Origin of the sequence: Laceyella sediminis, assembly GCF_003003125.1 — a bacterium.
GTDB classification, from domain to species: domain Bacteria; phylum Bacillota; class Bacilli; order Thermoactinomycetales; family Thermoactinomycetaceae; genus Laceyella; species Laceyella tengchongensis.
In genome coordinates this window covers 1-19424 of the sequence record NZ_PVTZ01000003.1, presented here as the reverse complement: position 1 = coordinate 19424, position 19424 = coordinate 1, and the positions used below count along the sequence as shown (strand labels likewise).

Here is a 19424-nt window from a genome sequence, read left to right as displayed (position 1 = left end):
GTATGCGCGTTGCCGTGTTACCGGGTGACGGAATCGGTCCCGAGATCACGAGAGAGACGGTGAATTTGCTGGAAGAAATCGTTCGCCTCTTTCAACGGAACATTGAAATTCAGTACGGGCAAATCGGTGGGGCAGCCATTGATGAAGAGGGGACGCCGTTGCCAAAAGCGACGCTTCAATTATGCCGCACCAGCGATGCCGTTTTGTTAGGGGCGGTTGGCGGCCCCAAGTGGGATGGCCAACCAGGTCATTTGCGCCCAGAAGCGGGCTTACTCGCTTTGCGCAAAGAACTTGGGCTTTACGCCAATCTGCGTCCGATTACCGTCTTTGCTGGCTTGGAGGGAGCATCCCCGTTGAAGGGGGAGCTGTTGCAGGATGTAGACATGGTGATCGTGCGGGAGTTGACCGGTGGCTTATATTTTGGTACCCCGAAGGAACGTCGTCGGAGCGGGCAGGAATGGGAAGCAGTTGACACCTTGCACTACACAGAAGCGGAAATCGAGCGAATCTTGCGGCTCGGATTTGAGATGGCCCGCCAGCGTCGCCGCCTCCTGACATCGGTGGATAAAGCTAACGTACTAGAAACTAGCCGGTTATGGCGGGAAACGGCGGAACGGTTGGCACTTGAATATCCCGATGTGACTTTGAACCACTTGTTGGTGGATAATGCGGCGATGCAATTGATCAAATGTCCAAGCCGTTTTGATGTGATCGTGACGGAAAACATGTTTGGGGACATATTGAGTGACGAAGCCGCGATGATCACTGGTTCGATTGGTATGTTGCCTTCCGCCAGCCTCAGTGAGACGGGTCCGGGGCTGTATGAACCGATTCATGGCTCTGCGCCTGATATCGCGGGTCAAAACAAAGCCAATCCATTGGCCATGTTTTTGTCCGTCGCCATGATGTTGCGCCAAACGGCGGGTTGGGCTAGAGAGGCGGATGCCATCCAATCCGCGATTGAGTCGGTACTGGCTGAAGGATGGCGAACGGAAGATTTGGGTGAGCCGGGAACGGCTCGCTTAACCACGTCGGAGATGGGAGCCAAGGTGCGCGAAGCATTGGCACAATATGCAAAAAGGGGAGGGATCAGATGTGGCGGGTAAAACAATGTTTGATAAGATTTGGGAGCAACATGTGGTTGTCGCGGAAGAAGGCAAGCCGCATCTACTGTACATTGATTTGCATTTAGTGCATGAGGTCACCTCGCCGCAAGCGTTTGAAGGGTTGCGCATGGCTGGTAGGAAAGTGCGACGGCCTGAACTTACGTTCGCGACCATGGATCACAATGTGCCGACCGACAATCCATTTACTGTGACAGATCCGATAGCGGGCAAGCAGATTGAAACCTTGCAAATGAACTGTGAGGCGTTTGGGATTTCTTTGGCCGATTTGCATAGCGAAGAACAAGGGATTGTCCACGTCATCGGCCCGGAATTAGGGTTGACGCTACCAGGCAAGACGATTGTATGCGGAGATAGCCACACATCGACGCATGGCGCGTTTGGTGCACTGGCGTTCGGCATTGGTACTAGTGAACTGGAGCATGTGCTGGCGACTCAATGCTTGTGGCAAACAAAGCCTCGAACGCTGTTGGTTGAATTAACTGGTCGACCACGCCCAGGTGTGACCGCCAAAGATGTGATCCTCGGTTTGATCGCTCAATATGGGGTTGATTTCGGCACAGGCCATGTGATCCAATTTGCAGGTGAAGCAGTTCGAGCCATGTCGATGGAAGAACGGATGACCATCTGCAACATGTCGATTGAAGCCGGGGCCCGGGCAGGTCTGATCGAACCGGATGAGACGACGTTTGCTTATTTAAAAGGCCGTCCCTATGCGCCGAAGGGGGAGGATTTCGACGCCTGTGTGAAGTTGTGGCGGGAATTGGTTACAGATCCCGATGCGGTCTTCGACCGGGTGATCCAGTTTGATGTTTCTGCTTTGGAACCCCAGGTCACATGGGGAACCCATCCCGGCATGGGCACTAGTATCAATGGTATCGTACCTGATCCTGATACCTTCCCCACAGAAATGGAACGGCTTGCGGCAAGGCAAGCGTTGGCTTACATGGGGCTTGAACCCGGCACCAAGATTTCGGACATCCCGATCCAGCACGTATTTATCGGCTCTTGTACCAACTCGCGGATAGAAGACCTGCGTCTTGCAGCACAAGTGGTACGAGGACATAAGGTATCACCAAAAGTCCGGGCCATCGTGGTTCCCGGTTCAAAACAAGTTAAACGGCAAGCGGAACAGGAAGGATTGCATGAGATTTTCATCACAGCGGGTTTTGAATGGCGTGAGCCGGGTTGTAGTATGTGTTTGGCGATGAACCCCGATGTGGTACCGGCGGGGGAACGGTGTGCTTCCACTTCAAATCGGAACTTTGAAGGAAGGCAAGGGCGGGGAGCGCGCACCCATCTCGTGTCTCCGGTCACAGCTGCCGCCGCGGCGATCGCTGGTCGATTTGTGGAGCCGGGGCAATTACAGAAGCTGGAGGAGGTTAACTGATGGAGGTATTTGTTCGTCACCAAGGCATTGTTGCACCGTTGGATCGGCCTAATGTGGATACGGACGCAATCATTCCTAAACAGTTTTTGAAGCGGGTGGAGCGATCTGGGTTTGGACAATTTCTCTTCTATGATTGGCGCTATTTGCCCAATGGGGAACCTGACCCGTCTTTCGTGCTGAATCAGCCACGTTATGCTGGAGCGAGCATCCTCCTCGCCCGCAACAATTTCGGTTGCGGATCATCGCGCGAGCACGCACCTTGGGCGCTGGCCGATTATGGTTTTAAAGTGATCATCGCCCCCTCGTTTGCCGACATTTTTCACAACAACTGTTTTAAGAATGGCATGTTGCCCATCGTGTTGCCAGAAAAGGATGTGGAGCACCTTTTCCAACAAGCGGGGCGGGGGCAGTACCGCTTGGAAGTGGATTTGGAAGCGCAAGTGGTGCGGGACGATGAAGGCACGACATGGAGATTCCAAGTCGACCCTTACCGGCGTGAGCGACTGCTGAAAGGCTTGGATGACATCGGTGCCACGCTACTTCACGCCGATCGCATCACCGTTTATGAACAGTCGGCGAAAAAACCGTATCAAGATGTGTATCGCACCACGGGATCAGTAACCTAGCACAACAAACCGCCTTCTCTCGCCAATTGGACGGAGGAAGGCGGTTTGTGTTTTGGTCATGGTTTAGTGTTTACGCCGATCATGCCGCCCAACCCACCGACGGCGAAGGCGAAGCAGAGAAAAGCCAACGGGTTGATGGTAGGGGCCGCGTCAAACGCCAAGAAGCTCAGCAGCCAGACCAATAACACGAACAGCACGCCTTGAATTCCGCCTATCATCCATCCTTTCCGCCCCGCGCGGCGTCCGGAAGCCAGTCCGCCGGCGAAGAGAGCGCCTGCGTTCACAATGTAGGAAATGGCTGTCACATTGTCTGACGGCAACGACGTATATCTGAGGCCCAACGCGGCGAGGAAAGAGCAGAACAAAATGATTCCCCAGATCCAACATTGGCCCACAAGCCAAGGGGATTGCCATCCCTTTTTTGCAGTGTCAAACAAAGCTTCTTTCATCCTCTGACCTCCTTTGGGCAAGTTGGTACATGTTATGACAGGCGAGTCCAAAATATCACTGTCCGGGTCAGACATAAAAATGGATCGCGCTGCGGAAACTAACCGGTGAATTACGTCACGTGGAGCGATGTAAGGGGAGCCTGTAAGTCTGGATGAAAGGAGGTTGCCGAAACATGGGGTCTATCCTCTTGCGCACCGTATTCATTTATGTGTTTCTCCTAGTCATCATGCGTGTCATGGGGAAACGGGAGATCGGTAAGTTGTCGATTTTTGATTTGGTTGTTTCTTTCATGATTGCCGACATTTCGTCCATGGCCATCGAAAACAAAGAGGAACCGCTGATCACCTGGATTTCCCCGATCATCCTGTTAGCTGCTTTGCAAATTTTGTTATCCTTCATTTTGATTAAAAGCGAACGGATTCGGAATTGGGTGGAGGGTAGTCCGGTTCCGTTGATTGAAAATGGGAAAATCGTCGACAAGAATATGGCCAAGTTGCGATACAATCTGGATGATTTGCTCACCCAGTTGCGGGAAAAAAACATTCCCGATGTCTCCGATGTGGAATTTGCGGTGTTGGAAACGACAGGGAAGCTGAGCGTGTTTCCTAAAGAGGAGAAACGGCCTGCATTCAAGGAGGATGTGAGACGGGATCTCAAACAGTTTCGGATGCCTATCCCCGTGATCATCGACGGGAAGGTGCAGGAAGAAGGACTCAAAAAGTTGGGGCAAAACCGCTTTTGGCTCAAGGCGGAAATCCAAAAGCGGGGTTTGAAAGATTTTAAAGAGGTGTTTTATGCGGCGGTGAACTACGAAGGGCGGTTGTACATTGATCGGAAGGACCGCCCAACGCGTTAATGGGGCAGGCATTTGGCCATCCATTTGCCGACATAGGGAATACGCCGCACGTCATCTTTGCGGATCAGTGAGAGCGACACTAGGCACAGCGCGTAGATGGACAAACTGCCGAAAAAGCCGGCCGCGGTTTGGGCGAATAAGGTCCAGTGTTCCATATGGATGCAGGTATAGGTGACTAAGCCTGTGGCCGCGGTGGCGACGCACAGTTTGCCCAGATCTTTCAAAGGAAGACGGAAAGAAATGACTTTTAATATATCGATGAAATGCAGGGTCGTGACGATGACAATGCCGCAATTGATGGCCAAGGCGACCCCGTCGATCCCCAATTCCGGCTGGGAAGCGAGGGCAAAAATCAAGATGGTCTTAACTACCGCTCCGATGATGGAATTGCGCATGGGGGCTTTCGCGTTATCCAATCCTTGCAATACCGATGCGAAGGGGCCTTGCATGGCATGCAACACAGTGAAGGGAGCCATGATTTGGATTAGCCGCGCTACATCGGTTTGGCGGTAGAGCAGGATGGATAGCGGTTCCGCCAGCATATACATGAGCAAGGCGCTTGGCAATGCCACAATCAGGTTTAAGCGGACAGCCTGTTGTAGGCGGTGAGAAACCAAGCGGGTATTGTTTTGCGCTGCCGCTTCACTGATCGCCGGTACGAGCGAAACGGACAGCGCGTAAGTGATGAATGAAGGAAAAAAAACGAGCGGGATCGCCATGCCTTCCAATTGGCCGTACAACCCAGTTGCCGCGGCCGTGGCGATGCCGGCGAGAGCCAAACTTTGCGAAACGACAATCGGTTCGATCGCATAAGAAAACGAACCAACCAAACGGCTGGTGGTGACAGGAATGGCCAAGCGCAACAGATCGCGCAGACTTTCGCGCCATTGTTGCGAATGTTGTTTCTTGGCAAATGAGAGCTTACGCAATTTGGGGCGCCCAGCATCTCGTTTAAATGAATAAAGCAGATACAAAAGCCCGGCAAATTCGCCGATTACCATGCCGATCATGGCGCCCGCCGCCGCGTATTCAACACCGTAAGGGAGCAGGATGGTGGCTAATATTAACACCGTAAAAATGCGCACGGTTTGCTCAATGATGGTGGACATGGCGTAAGGGCTCATGTTTTGCCGCCCCTGAAAATATCCGCGGAAGATCGAAGAGATGGCAATGATAGGAATGATTGGTGCGATGCCGAGCAACGCATAAACTGCCCGTTGGTCCGTGAGTAGCGTTTTGGCAATCCATGGAGCGAAGAGCAGGACAAAACTGGTAATCAACACACTAGTGATAACGACGATGAAGATCGATACAATGAGAATGGAGCGAATCCGTTCCGTTTCGTTTTTTGCCTCAGCTTCGGAGACCAATTTGGAGATGGCCACCGGCAATCCAGCGGTGGTGACCACAATGGTGAAAACCAGGATGGGAAACGCCATTTGAAACAGCCCCATGCCTTCGTCCCCGATGATGCGGGAAAGAGCGATCCGATAAACAAAACCAAGGATTTTAGTGATAAGGCCTGCGCCGACTAAAATCAGCGTCCCGTATAAAAATCCCTTGCTTTTCATAGTTCGGCCTCTCTTTCGCAAAAGTTTACTAAAACGTATGACTTGTCCGTGCGACTCATGCCAAAAAAATTGTGGAATGTACGGGTAGGATTTTGTATTCTAAAAACCGAAAGAGGATATGAACAAAAGGCAGGTTTTTGATACGCAGAGCGAGGAGGAACACCATGGCAAGACAAGGATCGTTAAAGTCAGTCAGTCGGCAGAAGCAATCACAGCGCGAATTCATGAGCGAGCAGGAATTGATGACATGCATCGAGGATCTCTGCAACAGCAAAGCGGCCGAATTTCGTATGTATGGTTATGAAAATGTGACGGGTGAACAGATTTGGGCCTGCGTCTCCGAAAATTACCGGCGCGGCTGGCCCCGGTTAAACCGCCTGGTTAATGATATCATGTCGCTAAAAGCGAATCGGTTTATGAACTGGCTGATGCTGTCGGTATATAAAGATGATGATGAGCAAAAATAAAAAACGGGCGAACATTTTCTATCGAGTTGGGAATGTTCGCCCCGTTTTTTTGACAGGGTTGGACGCATTCATTACAATCAGACTAGGCGTACGTTAGACAGAGTATTAGGAAAATAAATAATAACTTTACCCATTTGTCATTAATCGTGAGCTCCTTGAAAATTGACATTCCTTCAGATGCGCCGGATAATGAGTATGTTGGTGTGATACATAAAAGGAGGAGCAACCATGAAGATTCGCAAGGGCAAACTGGTGGCTTTTTGCCTGATGGTGGTGGTGATACTGGGCACTGTCGCCACAACCACACTCGACGTATGGAATAACATAACCAAAGGCCTTGACCTCCAGGGCGGGTTTGAAGTGCTGTATGAAACGGAACAAAAAAATGTTAGCCTAGATGCCCTGAAGGACACCGCTGCTGCGTTGAACAACCGGATCAACGTGTTGGGGGTGAGCGAACCGGAGATCACCGTTGAAGGGGGCAACCGTATTCGCGTGCAACTGGCTGGGGTCAAAGACCAGAACAAAGCGCGTGAAATGCTTGGGAAACAAGCGAAGCTGACCTTTCGTGACCCTACCGGTAAAAAGATATTGATGGAAGGGAAAGACCTCATGGAAAACGGGGCTGGTGTGGGTTATGACCAATTAAACCGTCCCGTGGTGACGCTAAAGTTGAAAGACCCGAAGAAATTTGAAAACATTACGCGCACCTACCTAGGACAACAACTTCCGATCTATTTGGATGACAATCTGCTCAGCGCGCCGCAAGTGCAAACGGTCATTGCGGGTGGGGAGGCACAGATCTCGGGGCAAAAAGATGTGAAAGAGGCACAGGAATTGGCCGACTTGCTCAATGCTGGGGCCATTCCACTGAAGTTGAAAGAAGTGCAAAGCTACTCCGTTGACGCGTCGCTTGGCGCTGATTCGTTGCGCGACAGTTTGATTGCTGGATTGTACGCGCTTATCGCCATCTTTATTTTCGTCATCGGTGTGTACCGCTTGCCCGGCTTTATCGCCGTGATCACGCTTATCGCTTACTCTTACCTCGTGCTGTTGACATTCATGTTGCTTGATGTGACCCTGACGTTGCCAGGAATCGCCGCGTTTATCCTAGGGATCGGGATGGCGGTCGACGCCAACATCATCATGAACGAACGGATTCGCGACGAACTCCGGATCGGACGAAGCATCGCTGGTGCGGTCAAAGCGGGTTCCAAGCGTTCGTTCCTGACCATCTTCGACGCCAACATCACGACCGTTATTGCCGCGGTTGTGCTGTTCATCTTCGGTACCTCCGCAGTCAAGGGCTTTTCGGTTTCGCTGATTGTGGGGATTATCGTCAGCTTCCTCACTGCTGTGGCGCTGTCGCGGATCATGATGACGCTCTTGGTTCGGTCCAATTTGCTTAAGCGGCCAGGATTGTTTGGCGTAAGGGAGGATGAGATCAGTGACCTATAAGTTCGATATCATCAAGCACCGCAAAACGTATCTGCTCATCGCCCTAGCCGTGATGGCGGTGTGTGTTGTGTCCCTTGTATGGCAAGGGCTGAACCTTGGAATCGACTTTAAAAGCGGAACCCGCCTGGATATTTCACTGGCACCCAATGCAAAGATCGAGAAAGCGCGCGAGGCGCTGGAGGATATGGGCTACAATAATCCCAACATCCGTATAGGTGGCACGAAAAATGAGATTGTCATCTTCCGTGTGGACAAGTCCTTGTCACGGCAAGATATTCAAAAGATCAAAGCAAAATTCCAAGAAACGTTTAACCTGACTCCTAAAGTGCAAGAACAAAGAGTAGACCCGATCATCGGGCGCGAATTGGCGAGCAATGCGATCAAGGCTACCGTGATCGCGTCGCTCTGTATCGTGGTGTATGTGGCGTTTCGCTTTGAGTGGCGGTTTGGGGTGGCGGCGGTGATCGCCTTGGTTTATGACTCGCTGTTTACCATCGGGATGTTTTCACTGTTGCGTTTAGAAGTGGACGTCGTTTTTATCGCCGCTGTATTGACCATCATCGGGTATTCGATCAATGACACCATCGTGATCTTTGACCGGATACGTGAAAATATGGAAACGATGAAGCCGAAGAAATGGGAAGACTTGGCGAAGGTAGTCAATGTCAGCATCAACCAGACCTTGACGCGTTCGATCAACACGGTGTTGACGGTGGCTTTTGCCGCTTTTGCCTTATGGCTGTTGGGCGGGGAGAGCATCGCAAACTTCTCTTTGGCCCTGTTGTTTGGCCTGATTTCCGGGGCTTATTCTTCCATTTTTGTGGCGAGCCCATTGTGGATTGGTTGGAAGTGGAAAGCGATGCAAAAGAAAAATGGGGAGCCGGTGGCGGCGGAATAACCGCCAATCTGGCTTCAAGAGGCCGCGGCGATATGCCTGCGGCCTCTTTTCATGACAATAAGTTTCTCCTGCCCTATTTGGGCTTTGTGATATAATGAATGACGCAAAGCGAGGTGAACGTGAACGTGTTGCACGCAAAAACGCGTTGGCATAAAGTGGAGCCGGACGAGGCGGTGGTCGCCAAGCTGGCCGCCGAGTGCGGAATTGACCCCTTGATCGCCCGGCTCTTGGTGCGAAGGGGAATTGATGATAGTGAAGCGGCCAACAAATTTCTCAAGCCAAAATTGGAAGATTTGCACGACCCTTATCTGCTGGACGGAATGAAGGCTGCCGTGGAGCGGATCAAGCAAGCGATAGCGGACAAAGAGAAAATTCTCATCTACGGCGATTATGATGCAGACGGAGTGAGTAGCACCAGCTTGTTGCTCCATGTGATGAGAACGCTTCAGGCGGATGTGGACTATTATATCCCCAACCGTTTTCGGGAGGGGTACGGCATAAATAAAGAGGCGCTGGCCTTGGCCAAAGAGCGTGGTTTTGGCTTAGTGGTGTCGGTGGATACGGGGATCAGCGCGGTGACGGAAGCAGAGGTGGCGAAACAGCTCGGACTCGATCTGATCATCACCGACCACCATGAGCCGCCGGAGCAGCTGCCGGACGCTTATGCGGTGATCAATCCCAAGAAACCGGGGTGCCCATATCCATTTAAGATGTTGGCCGGAGTCGGGGTGGCGTTCAAGCTGGCGACCGCCCTTTTAGGACGCATTCCGGAAGAGTGGTTGGAATTAGTGGCACTTGGCACCATTGCGGACTTGGTTCCGTTGACGGATGAAAACCGAATTTTGGCCGCTTTTGGTTTGGAGCGGATGAATCGACGGGAATTGACCGGAATGCGGGCGTTGCTAGATGTTGCCGGCATTCAGCGGGAGGTGACGGCGGGCCATGTCGGCTTTGCGCTGGGGCCGCGGATCAATGCCAGCGGCCGCCTGGATTCGGCTGATTCGGCTGTGCGGTTGCTGATCACCGATAATGAAGAGGAAGCGCGGATGTTGGCAGAAGAGCTGGATGAGGTGAACCGGGAACGGCAAGAATTAGTGGAAGAGATGACCCAAGAAGCGATTGCCGAAGTGGAGCAGGATAAGGAGCGGCACCAACACGTCATCGTCGTCGCCCAAAAAGGGTGGAACGTGGGTGTGGTCGGCATTGTCGCATCACGCTTGGTGGAAAAATACTACCGTCCGGCGATCGTGCTGAGCATTGATGAGGAAAAAGGCACAGCCAAAGGCTCCGCGCGTAGCATTTCCGCTTTTCATTTGTACCGCGCGCTTGCGGAATGCCAGGAATGGTTGCCGCATTTCGGGGGGCACTCCATGGCAGCGGGGATGACATTGCCCATCGAAAACATCGCTCCTTTTCATCAACACCTCAGCCGACTGGCACAACAATGGTTGACGGACGAGGATTATGTGCCGCAAACGGCATTGGAAGATGAATTGCGTTTGGAGCGGGTGCAATTGCCCTTGATAGAGCAAATCGAAGCGCTCGCTCCATACGGCATGGGCAATCCCACTCCCCTGTTTGCGTTTGACAATCTGAAATTGTTGCGGTTGCAACTGATGGGGCGCGATAATGAGCATGTCAAAATGATCTTGCAGGATGGGGAACACTTGCTAGAAGGCATCGCTTTCCGAGCGGGAGGCATGGAGAAGGAGATTTCCCCTTGCGCCCGGTTGCGCGTATTGGGGGAATTGCAGGTAAACGAGTGGAATGGCAAACGTTCGCCACAGTTGATTATCAAGGATGTGGCCATCCCCCATTTGCAAATATTTGATTGGCGCAGCAACCGCAAACAACTGGACCGCTTTCTAGATATGGATGCGGAGGAGTGCCTCTTCGTCTGCGGAGCCGGTTCCGAGGATGAGGAACTGTTGCGGGGAGCCAAGTATCATGTGGTTTCGTGGGAAGCGCTAGGGCAAGGCAGATGCGATGAAGAGCAGATCAAGCGGGCGAAGCGCGTCGTATGGGTGCAAGCTCCGCCAACCATGTCAGTCTGCAAAAAGAGCTTGCCTTATTTTGCCAATGCTGAACGCTTGTACCTGTTGTTCGGTGATAAGGAATTTGACGATATGCTGGTCAAAACCCCGACCCGGGAAGAATTTAAGAAGCTGTACAGCGTATTGGTCGGCAAGGAGAAAATTTCATTGTCCAAACATTTTTCGTCTTTGGCTCGTGTCACGGGATTGCAAAAACGGGCGCTTTCCTTTATGATTCAAGTGTTTGCGGAGTGTGGCTTTATTTCGCTCAATCAAGGTGAAATCAAGATTCATCCTAATCCAAACAAAAAACCATTAACTGAGTCGGTGCTGTATCAAAAACAGATAGAGCGAGAAGAAGTATTTCGCACCCTTGTGTACTCGACATATCTGGAATTGTGCCAGTTCTTGGTGTCAACGATTGCTTTCACACATATAGGAGGCTTAGCAAATGAACTTCAAAGAGAAAATCAGAGTGATTCCAGACTATCCGCAACCGGGGATTCGGTTTAAAGACATCACCACCCTTTTGCAAGATGGCGCGGCATACCGGGCGGCGATTGACGAATTGAAAGAGCAATTAAAAGACGTAGAGATTGATGTGATCGTGGGCCCTGAAGCGCGCGGTTTCGTCGTGGGCGCGCCTCTTGCTTACGCTTTGGGAGTCGGGTTTGTACCCGTTCGCAAAAAAGGGAAGTTGCCCGGTGAAACGATTGAAGCCAGCTACAGCTTGGAGTATGGCAAGGACTTGCTCGCTATGCATAAAGATGCGATCAAACCGGGCCAAAAAGTGCTGATTGCGGACGATTTGCTGGCTACCGGTGGAACCATTTCCGCCACGCTCGATTTGGTGAAACAGTTGCAGGGAGTGCCGGTGGCTGCTGCGTTCCTGATTGAGCTGAACTATCTGGAAGGCCGCAAGAAGTTAGATGGGCTTAATGTGGTTTCATTAGTGCAATATGATTGATAGAGAGTCACCCTATATGCAGGGTGGCTTTTTTTTTGAGAGGGGGGCAGGGAGTGGTGGCAGGGTGTTGGCAATTGATTCGAGCTCCAGCGCACTGAACCACTGTTGATGTTGCTTCTAGAGCGTGTCTGATGAATAGGCTAGCGGCTCCAAAACCATTTTCTCATTCGCTTCACGCGTGGCGAGCGCTCCTCGAGAAAAGCTTTTTCCGCCGCTTCTTCCCTACCAACTTGATTTGCCAGACACACCCTAAGAGTGATATCGGCAGGGGTTCATTTTTTTTGCCTTTCTGTATTAATACAGATGTTGATATGTTTCTATTGTTATAATATAATTTAGATAAATAAATCCATTCACAAGTTGGGAGGAGTTCTTCGTGATTTCCCATTCCCTGGCGTATGAAGTGCCTGATTCAGTGAACGAGGCAGAAAAAAACAGCATTGAAAACGAAGAACCAACAGAATCGCCGGAAAAAATCATTCGCGACCATTTGTTTGAATATTATAACAGGGGCAACAGGTAACAAGTCGGCCAATGCCGACTTTTTTCTTTGCATTGTGGCATGATATAGTGAAGAAAGAAGTAACGGGTTGGAAAGGCGGTTTGACTATCGATGGCAATAATCCGCGTTTCGCGTAGGTGGTTCGCCAAGTATCGCAATATTCAAGATGCCATTATGGATGCGAAACCAGGCACGACGATTGAGGTTGAGCCTGGCGTCTACCAAGAGGATTTATGGCTTGATCGATATATTGAAATTGTAGGGCTCGGCGATGATAAGGAAGTGGTGATCCAAGGTAAAAAGTTTGCCACCATCGAGATGGGAACCGGTTATGCGGTGATCAAGAACGTGACCATCAAGAAATCGCACATGGCCCAAGCCCCTGCCGTGTTGATGAATAAAGGTTCCTTGGTATTGGAAGATTGCCGCGTCATAGCCTCTAAAAGTCCGGCGATCTCCATTTTGCATGATGATGCGGAGACCATTGTACGCAGGTCATCGGTTTTCAGTGAGAAAAATGTTGCTGTCCAGTGTCAAAGCGCGGGGAAAATCTTGTTTGAGCAATGCGAACTTCTCAGCCACGGAGAACTGGCAGTGGTGTTTATTGCGCAAGGGAATCCCATTTTTCGCAAGTGCAAGATCACAGGTACATTGGGTTACGGAGTGTTTGTGGAAGAGCTGGGACAAGGCCGGTTTGAGGAGTGCAATGTGTATGGCTTCCACCACAGTCCAGCCGTGGGCGTTCATGGCGGGAGCCCCACATTCCTCCGAACGCAGATCCATGATGGCAAAGCCACGGGCATCGTTTTCCAAGGGGGAAAAGGGGTTTTTGAAGAATGTAAGTTTTATGCCCTCGGTAAGGAACGAGCGGCAGTTCGGGTGGCCGGACGAGCCCTGCCCCGATTTCATCACACGGAAATCAAAAATTGTCCGGGTGGTGCATTTTTGTTTGAGGAAGAAGCAGGTGGCATTGTAGAAAATTGCGACTTGTATGGGTTTATCGATAAGCCCGCAGTGGTGATCCGGACGGAGGCGAACCCCCAATTTTTGCGGACGCGTATACATGACGGGGATCAAGGGGCTATAGCCTGTTACCATAGCGGCAAAGGCATCGTCGAAAGCTGCGAGCTATTTGGGTTCAATCGCAACATCGTCACGGTGCTGGATGATGGGCGGTTGGATATTCTGCGATCCAAGGTCTACCATGGGCAAGAGTACGGGATTTATTATGCGCAGAAAGCGGAAGGGATCGTACAGGAGACGGAGATCAAGCAGTTTCCCGACCGCGGGGCAGTCTGTATCGCCCATGCCGCCGATCCTACGTTTGTCCGTTGTCATGTGTCCCAATCCAAAGTGGGGGTTCATGTGATCGACAACGGCCGGGGAACGTTTGAGGAGTGCACTTTGACGAAATGCGATGAAGCGTGGTCAGTGGAAAATGGCCATCCCATCATCAAGCGCTGCCTGACAGATATCCCCTCTACGACTGCCAAACCGCAGTCAGCAGAAGAGGAAAGCGAATTGTTAAGCGAGTATGCGGCCGAGTGGGAGCGGGTGATCGGGCAGGAGAAAGTGAAGCAACAAATGAGAGACGTGGTAACCTACTTGGATTACCAACAAGAGCGCAAACGACTAGGCTTGCCTTTGCCTGATGAGATGCCCATCCACGCCGTTTTCTGTGGCCCTGCGGACACCGGTCAGGTAGAGGTGGCCGAGGGGTATGGCCGGGCGTTGAAAGGAATAGGCATCCTACCTTCGGATCAGGTTATCTGCATGGATGCTGGCTTGTTGGCGCAACAGCCGGAGGAGGCCATGTTGCGGGAGTGGCACCGATTCATAGACCAAGGGAAAGGCGGGATCCTGCTCATTGAACGCCTGCCGCTATTGGCTAACACAGAGAGCGGTCAAAGCATCATACGCCATATAAAGCAGATACTGGCGCAGCGGGAGGCAGACAGCGCCCTGATCTTAGTTGGAGAGGAGTCTTTGTTAAAGGAATGGTTGGGGGAGCAATGGAACGATTTGGTGAAAAACCGTTTCACTTTTGTTCCCTACACGCCTTATGAGCTGGCCGAGCACTTTGAACAGATGGCGCGCGCAGAAGAGTATGTAATCCATCCCAGTGCCAAAGATGACTGCGTCAAAGCGATGATTCACCTGCACAGGTACGGCCCAGAGGGCCAACTTGCGCGCCTGCGGGAATTTTTCCAGCAGGTGAAGTTTAACCATGGACGCAGATGTGTCCGATTGCCGAAAGAAAAACGGAACAAAGAGTTATTGGTCACCTTGATGCCTGAAGACTTTTTAAATGAAGAGACGGACATCCGACCCGGCAATCCGGACTGGCTGGCAGAAATCGAGCGTTATTTGCATTGAGCCCAAATGGCTTGGCAAGGAATGTCGTTTCGTTAGAAAATAATGCAATGGCCCGAAGTGAAGTGGATATGATCCACTTCTTATTTTTTTCTGTCGTCTTTAAATCGACCAAATATTTGATTTTAGGTTATAATTGTTATCCATATAGGGTAATAAAAGCATGTTGTATGTTATTTAATTATCGATATGTCCTATAACAGGTAACAGATCGGGCAGTTTTTTTCAATTTATAGAGAAACATTCATGGCTAAAAGGCCTTAGGCGAGGAGATGAGTCTTTGGCAACGGTATTATATGTCACCGCTAATCCTAAACCAGAGTCGGAATCTGTGTGTTTACGTATGGGACGGGAGTTTTTGCGAACGTATGAATTGACCAATCCGCTTGATGAAATTGTAGAGCTGGACTTGTACCGCGATCCGATTCCCTTACTGGATTTTGATGTGTTTAGCGGATGGAGTAAGTTGAATGAAGGTTCCCCTCTTACTTTGGAAGAGCGGAAAAAGTTGGGGAGGATCAGTGAGTTGGTTGAACAATTTATCCACGCCGACAAGTATATTTTTGTCACACCCATGTGGAATTTTGGTTTGCCACCCATGTTTAAAGCGTACATCGACCTGGTCTGCATGCAAGGAAAAACCTACCAGTACACCGCGGCCGGACCGGTCGGGATGTTGCTGAACAAAAAGGCGGTTCATATTCAAGCGCGGGGGCAAATCTATTCACAGGGTCCGGCGCAAGCGATGGAGTATGCCGACAGTTATGTCCGGTTGGTTTTGGGGTTGATGGGAATCACCGATGTGCAATCCATCATTGCCGAGGGCACATCAGACCCGCAACGGTTCTCGCAAATTCTCCAACAGGGGATTCAGCTTGCCAAACAACAAGCGGTGCAATTTGCGCAAAGTTGAATGGATGAATGAGAATTGGCATGGTTATTTATAATACATAAAGGAACCGCCTAGCTTGACAAAATATCATCTGGTTAATATACTTACAAAAGATTAGTTGATTATTTTTTAGGAGGAAGACGCAAATGGCCAAAGTACTGTACATCACTGCCAATCCCAAAGCAGAAAACGAATCATTCAGTCTCAAATTGGGGAAAGGATTCTTGGATAAATATAAAGAATTGAATCCTCAAGACGAAATCATCCATCTTGACTTATACCAAATGGATCTTCCTTACCTTGACGCCGATGTGTTCAGCGGATGGGGCAAACTGGCTAAAGGTGAAGGTCTGACTGAAGACGAGCAACGCAAAGTCGCTCGGATCAATGAATTGACCGATCAATTTGTGGAAGCGGACAAGTATGTGTTTGTTACGCCGATGTGGAACTTCTTGTTCCCACCACGCATGAAAACGTATATCGACACCATTTGCATCGCGGGCAAAACCTTCAAGTACACTGAACAAGGACCGGTCGGCTTGTTGGAAGGTAAAAAAGCAATTCACCTGCATGCCAGCGGTGGCGTTTATTCCCATGGACCGGCGCAGGATTTGAATTTCGCCGACCGTTATATCCATGCGGTGATGAACTTCATTGGAATTACGGATGTTACCACGGTTGTCGCTGAAGGAATGGCTGCACAACCGGATCAAGCAGAAGCCATCTTGAAGGATGCCATCGCCAAAGCGCAAGACGCAGCGGTGCAATTTGCGAAATAATAAAGAAAGCTAGGATGCAAAAGGCATCCTAGCTTTTCATTTTTGCCTCCAACTACACTGCAAGGGGACAGCGTCATCCACTTGGTTCATGGCGACATTTAGAATATTTTAACCCCTAGCACATGATCGATGGGGATGCTGCCTATTTCCCGGCTATCCCGGCTGTTGTTGCGGTTGTCGCCCATGACGAAGATCTGGTTTTCCGGAATGACGAAATGGGCGTCCGGCGTATCGATCATCGCCTCTTTGATGTAATCTTCCTTCAGACGTTGTCCGTTTCGGTACACTTGGTTGCTTTTGATCATGATGGTATCGCCGGGGAGGCCGATGACGCGCTTGACCCAGACATCGTGGCTATGGCGCTCTTTAAACATGGAGAACAGCGGGGTATCGAGTAAATCGTCCTTCCATGTGCGCGCACGATTTACGCGGCTGTCAATGATCACGATGTCACCGATCCGGGGCTTGTAGGTGAACGTCCGGGGAAGTTTGGATACATAGATGTGGTGGTTGGGTTTTAATGTAGGTTCCATTGAGCTACCGAGAACTTTGGTGGGTTGAAATACAAAAATACTGATAAAAAGTGCGAAGGCAATGCCGAAGAAGATTGAACCACCCCAGGCCAATAGCTCTTTTGCAATCCTCATTATTCACGTACATCTCCTTACTTGATTTTGGAAAAAAGAGGTTTTGGATGTTAACTAATTCAATGCTTATGCAGAAAATCCTTTCAAATATGGTACTGTTGGAGCAAATCGTTTTTGCATAGGGTGGTTGCCGTCGTCTTTGCTGGTGATAACATCCGTCGTTATTTTTAGAGAAGAGAAAACCTTTTCAAGAAATGTATTTGTTATTTTGTTAAAATAGTGAATAGATGAATCATTAGGAGGGAGAGCCATGCCGTTTTATCATCGTCTGGGAAATCTCCCAGCCAAGCGACATGTTCAATTTCGACAGCCTGATGGGAGTTTGTATCGCGAGCAGGTGATGGGCACCAAAGGTTTTTCTGGCATTCAGTCCATTTTGTATCACATCCATCCGCCGACACAAGTGCGGGAGGCTCGGTTTTTGAGAGACTGGACAGTGCCGTTGGAGGAGGAAGGGGCCAATCGTCATCGGCATTTTTTGACGTTTGAGGCTCCGAAGGGCAAAGATCCGATTGAAGGGCGTGTCCATTGGTTGGTGAATGAAGATGTGGCCATCGCTACGGCCAATCCGACAGAAACGATGCCTTATTTTTTCCGCAACAGCGATGGCGATGAAATTCTCTTCGTCCATGAGGGGGAAGGGGTTTTGGAAACTATTTTTGGTGATCTCCCTTACCGCCCTGGTGATTATTTGGTGATCCCGGTGGGAACCACTTACCGTTTGAACATGAAGAGCGAGCAAACCCGTTTGTTGGTCATTGAAACAACAGGGGAAATCACTCCGCCCCGACGGTACCAAAACGAAGTGGGCCAACTGATGGAGCACAGCCCCTATTGTGAACGGGATATACGGGTTCCTAAAAAACTGCAAACACATGAGGAAAAAGGAACGTTTGAAATTCGTGTTAAGGCACGAAATCGCTTACATGCCTATCTATACGATTTTCATCCGTTTGATGTAGTTGGTTGGGACGGATATCTTTACCCTTGGGCCTTTAATATTGAAGATTTTGAACCGATTACCGGCTCCATTCATCAGCCTCCGCCAGTTCACCAGACGTTTGCCGGTCCCAACTTTGTCGTTTGCTCCTTTGTGCCGCGGATGTACGATTATCATCCCTTGGCCATTCCAGCTCCTTATTATCACAGCAATGTGAATAGCGATGAGGTGCTTTACTATGTTAAGGGGAATTTCATGAGTCGAAAAGGCATAAACGAAGGTTCAATCACCCTGCATCCCAGCGGGATTCCCCACGGGCCCCATCCAGGGAAAATGGAAGCGAGCATCGGTAAAACCCGGACGGAAGAACTGGCTGTCATGGTGGACACATTCCGTCCATTGCGGGTGACCAAGGCTGCCCTCTCGTACGAAGTAGCGGAGTATATGGCGAGTTGGTTGCCTGAAGAGACGGAGGGTTAATATGCGCTTTGATCCCAAGAAGCTTTCAAAGACCGACAATTACAAATTGCTGATAGGTAGCGTGTTGCCGAGGCCCATCGCTTTTGTCACCTCCCTAGGGCCGAACGGGACAGTCAATGCGGCGCCCTTTAGCTTTTTTAATGTGGTCGCCACCGAACCGCCACTGTTGGCTTTCTCTTGCACACGCAAGCCGGGCGGTGTCATGAAGGATACGGCACGCAACATCTTAAATCATGGGGAATATGTTGTTCACATTGTAGATGAGAGCATTGTGACGATGGTGAACGAAACGGCGGTCGAATTTCCGGCTGAGGTTGGCGAAGCGGTACAAGTCGGGTTTACTTTTGCCGACAGCGAAGTGGTGTCCGTGCCCCGATTAGCGGAGTGCAAAATCCAGATGGAATGTCGGTTACATCAACATTTGGCGCTGGGTGGAACCGAAAAGGAACCTAATAGCGACTTGCTGATCGGCGAAGTAGTGCAGTTTCATGTTGCCGACGAACTCGTCGATCGTGGGCGAATTGATACCATGGGACTGCGGCCGGTGGGAAGGATGGCCGGAGCCACTTATGTTAAGTTGGGAGAATTGTTTGATATTCCACGTATGAGTTATGAGGAATGGATGGAGAAAAAAAGCATATAAGTAGGTGTGATTGTTAGAACGAGGCCGAGTTTGAGCGCGAGTGCTCCACAACAATAAAAGGTGGGTTAAGTATAAACTTAACCCACCTGAGGCTGCTGACAAACTGCCTTGAAAGGCAGGGTCAGCAGCCTTTTTTGTCGAATCAATAAAAAACAATCTATAAGGAGTTTTTTCTATGTTTAGAACAAATCCGAGTAAAGAACATCAACCAGAACTGGTTAACATAGAAGAACTAGTTCCACGAGATCACTTGTTACGGAAAATTAATGAAACGATCGACTTCTCCTTCATTGCTGAGAAATGTAAAGAATTATACTGCCAAGATAAT

At 50.2% G+C, this 19424-nt stretch carries 19 protein-coding genes; 16 read left to right on the top strand and 3 right to left on the bottom strand.

Annotated features, from left to right (window positions below):
- Positions 1–2 precede the first annotated feature (2 nt).
- Genes leuB through leuD form a run of 3 tightly spaced genes read left to right on the top strand, consistent with a single transcriptional unit; the run spans position 3 to position 3140 of the window.
- Positions 3–1106 (top strand): 3-isopropylmalate dehydrogenase, encoded by a 1104-nt coding sequence (gene leuB, locus CLV36_RS04730; protein WP_181352830.1) that lies wholly within the window; start codon positions 3–5, stop codon positions 1104–1106.
- Between the two features lie 4 nt (positions 1107–1110).
- On the top strand, positions 1111–2514 hold the full coding sequence (leuC, locus tag CLV36_RS04725) for a 3-isopropylmalate dehydratase large subunit (RefSeq protein ID WP_425436564.1): 1404 nt from the start codon (positions 1111–1113) through the stop codon (positions 2512–2514).
- Positions 2514–3140: a 3-isopropylmalate dehydratase small subunit gene (leuD, locus tag CLV36_RS04720; RefSeq protein WP_106341908.1), complete on the top strand. Its 627-nt coding sequence runs from the start codon at positions 2514–2516 to the stop codon at positions 3138–3140. Before leuC ends, leuD begins: the two co-directional genes overlap by 1 nt.
- A gap of 56 nt (positions 3141–3196) precedes the next feature.
- On the opposite strand, the gene CLV36_RS04715 is transcribed toward leuD, so the two are convergent.
- A complete protein-coding gene (locus tag CLV36_RS04715; protein ID WP_022736096.1) occupies positions 3197–3589 on the bottom strand; it encodes a TIGR04086 family membrane protein in 393 nt (130 codons plus the stop codon).
- Between the two features lie 173 nt (positions 3590–3762).
- Between CLV36_RS04715 and CLV36_RS04710 the strand changes: the two genes are divergently transcribed.
- The gene (locus CLV36_RS04710) at positions 3763–4446 is read left to right on the top strand and encodes a DUF421 domain-containing protein (protein ID WP_106341907.1); all 684 of its coding nucleotides are present in this window, start codon (positions 3763–3765) and stop codon (positions 4444–4446) included.
- On the opposite strand, the gene spoVB is transcribed toward CLV36_RS04710, so the two are convergent.
- Entirely contained in the window at positions 4443–6017 is a 1575-nt protein-coding gene (gene spoVB, locus CLV36_RS04705) for a stage V sporulation protein B (RefSeq protein WP_106341906.1), read from the bottom strand. The two genes, CLV36_RS04710 and spoVB, sit on opposite strands and share 4 nt — an antisense overlap.
- A gap of 164 nt (positions 6018–6181) precedes the next feature.
- On the opposite strand from spoVB, the gene CLV36_RS04700 reads away from it, so the two are divergent.
- The 9 genes from CLV36_RS04700 to CLV36_RS04670 all read left to right on the top strand — a co-directional run bounded on the left by CLV36_RS04700 (position 6182) and on the right by CLV36_RS04670 (position 16386).
- Positions 6182–6484: a post-transcriptional regulator gene (locus CLV36_RS04700; RefSeq protein WP_321195640.1), complete on the top strand. Its 303-nt coding sequence runs from the start codon at positions 6182–6184 to the stop codon at positions 6482–6484.
- 228 nt (positions 6485–6712) lie between these two features.
- Positions 6713–7942 (top strand): protein translocase subunit SecD, encoded by a 1230-nt coding sequence (gene secD, locus CLV36_RS17615; RefSeq protein ID WP_245888291.1) that lies wholly within the window; start codon positions 6713–6715, stop codon positions 7940–7942.
- On the top strand, positions 7932–8840 hold the full coding sequence (secF, locus tag CLV36_RS17610) for a protein translocase subunit SecF (RefSeq protein ID WP_223248063.1): 909 nt from the start codon (positions 7932–7934) through the stop codon (positions 8838–8840). The genes secD and secF overlap by 11 nt, the downstream gene beginning before the upstream one ends.
- Before the next feature lie 125 nt (positions 8841–8965).
- The gene (gene recJ / locus CLV36_RS04690) at positions 8966–11386 is read left to right on the top strand and encodes a single-stranded-DNA-specific exonuclease RecJ (RefSeq protein WP_181352829.1); all 2421 of its coding nucleotides are present in this window, start codon (positions 8966–8968) and stop codon (positions 11384–11386) included.
- On the top strand, positions 11325–11840 hold the full coding sequence (locus tag CLV36_RS04685) for an adenine phosphoribosyltransferase (protein ID WP_102992091.1): 516 nt from the start codon (positions 11325–11327) through the stop codon (positions 11838–11840). The genes recJ and CLV36_RS04685 overlap by 62 nt, the downstream gene beginning before the upstream one ends.
- 376 nt (positions 11841–12216) lie before the next feature.
- Complete coding sequence (locus CLV36_RS17175; protein ID WP_154986085.1) at positions 12217–12363, top strand: hypothetical protein; 147 nt, start codon at positions 12217–12219, stop codon at positions 12361–12363.
- A gap of 90 nt (positions 12364–12453) precedes the next feature.
- Entirely contained in the window at positions 12454–14718 is a 2265-nt protein-coding gene (locus CLV36_RS04680; RefSeq protein ID WP_106341904.1) for a right-handed parallel beta-helix repeat-containing protein, read from the top strand.
- A 277-nt stretch (positions 14719–14995) separates the two neighbouring features.
- Positions 14996–15628: an FMN-dependent NADH-azoreductase gene (locus tag CLV36_RS04675; RefSeq protein ID WP_022736104.1), complete on the top strand. Its 633-nt coding sequence runs from the start codon at positions 14996–14998 to the stop codon at positions 15626–15628.
- 125 nt (positions 15629–15753) lie between these two features.
- Positions 15754–16386: an FMN-dependent NADH-azoreductase gene (locus CLV36_RS04670; RefSeq protein ID WP_102992093.1), complete on the top strand. Its 633-nt coding sequence runs from the start codon at positions 15754–15756 to the stop codon at positions 16384–16386.
- Between the two features lie 98 nt (positions 16387–16484).
- On the opposite strand, the gene lepB is transcribed toward CLV36_RS04670, so the two are convergent.
- The gene (lepB, locus tag CLV36_RS04665; RefSeq protein ID WP_022736106.1) at positions 16485–17033 is read right to left on the bottom strand and encodes a signal peptidase I; all 549 of its coding nucleotides are present in this window, start codon (positions 17031–17033) and stop codon (positions 16485–16487) included.
- A 250-nt stretch (positions 17034–17283) separates the two neighbouring features.
- On the opposite strand from lepB, the gene CLV36_RS04660 reads away from it, so the two are divergent.
- The 3 genes from CLV36_RS04660 to CLV36_RS17605 all read left to right on the top strand — a co-directional run.
- Positions 17284–18453, top strand: a complete 1170-nt coding sequence (locus tag CLV36_RS04660) for a homogentisate 1,2-dioxygenase (RefSeq protein WP_022736107.1) — start codon at positions 17284–17286, stop codon at positions 18451–18453.
- Position 18454: 1 nt separating this feature from the next.
- Entirely contained in the window at positions 18455–19096 is a 642-nt protein-coding gene (locus CLV36_RS04655; RefSeq protein ID WP_106341903.1) for a flavin reductase family protein, read from the top strand.
- A gap of 175 nt (positions 19097–19271) precedes the next feature.
- The coding region (locus tag CLV36_RS17605) for a transposase (RefSeq protein ID WP_483868525.1) at positions 19272–19424 on the top strand (153 nt) is incomplete at its 3' end.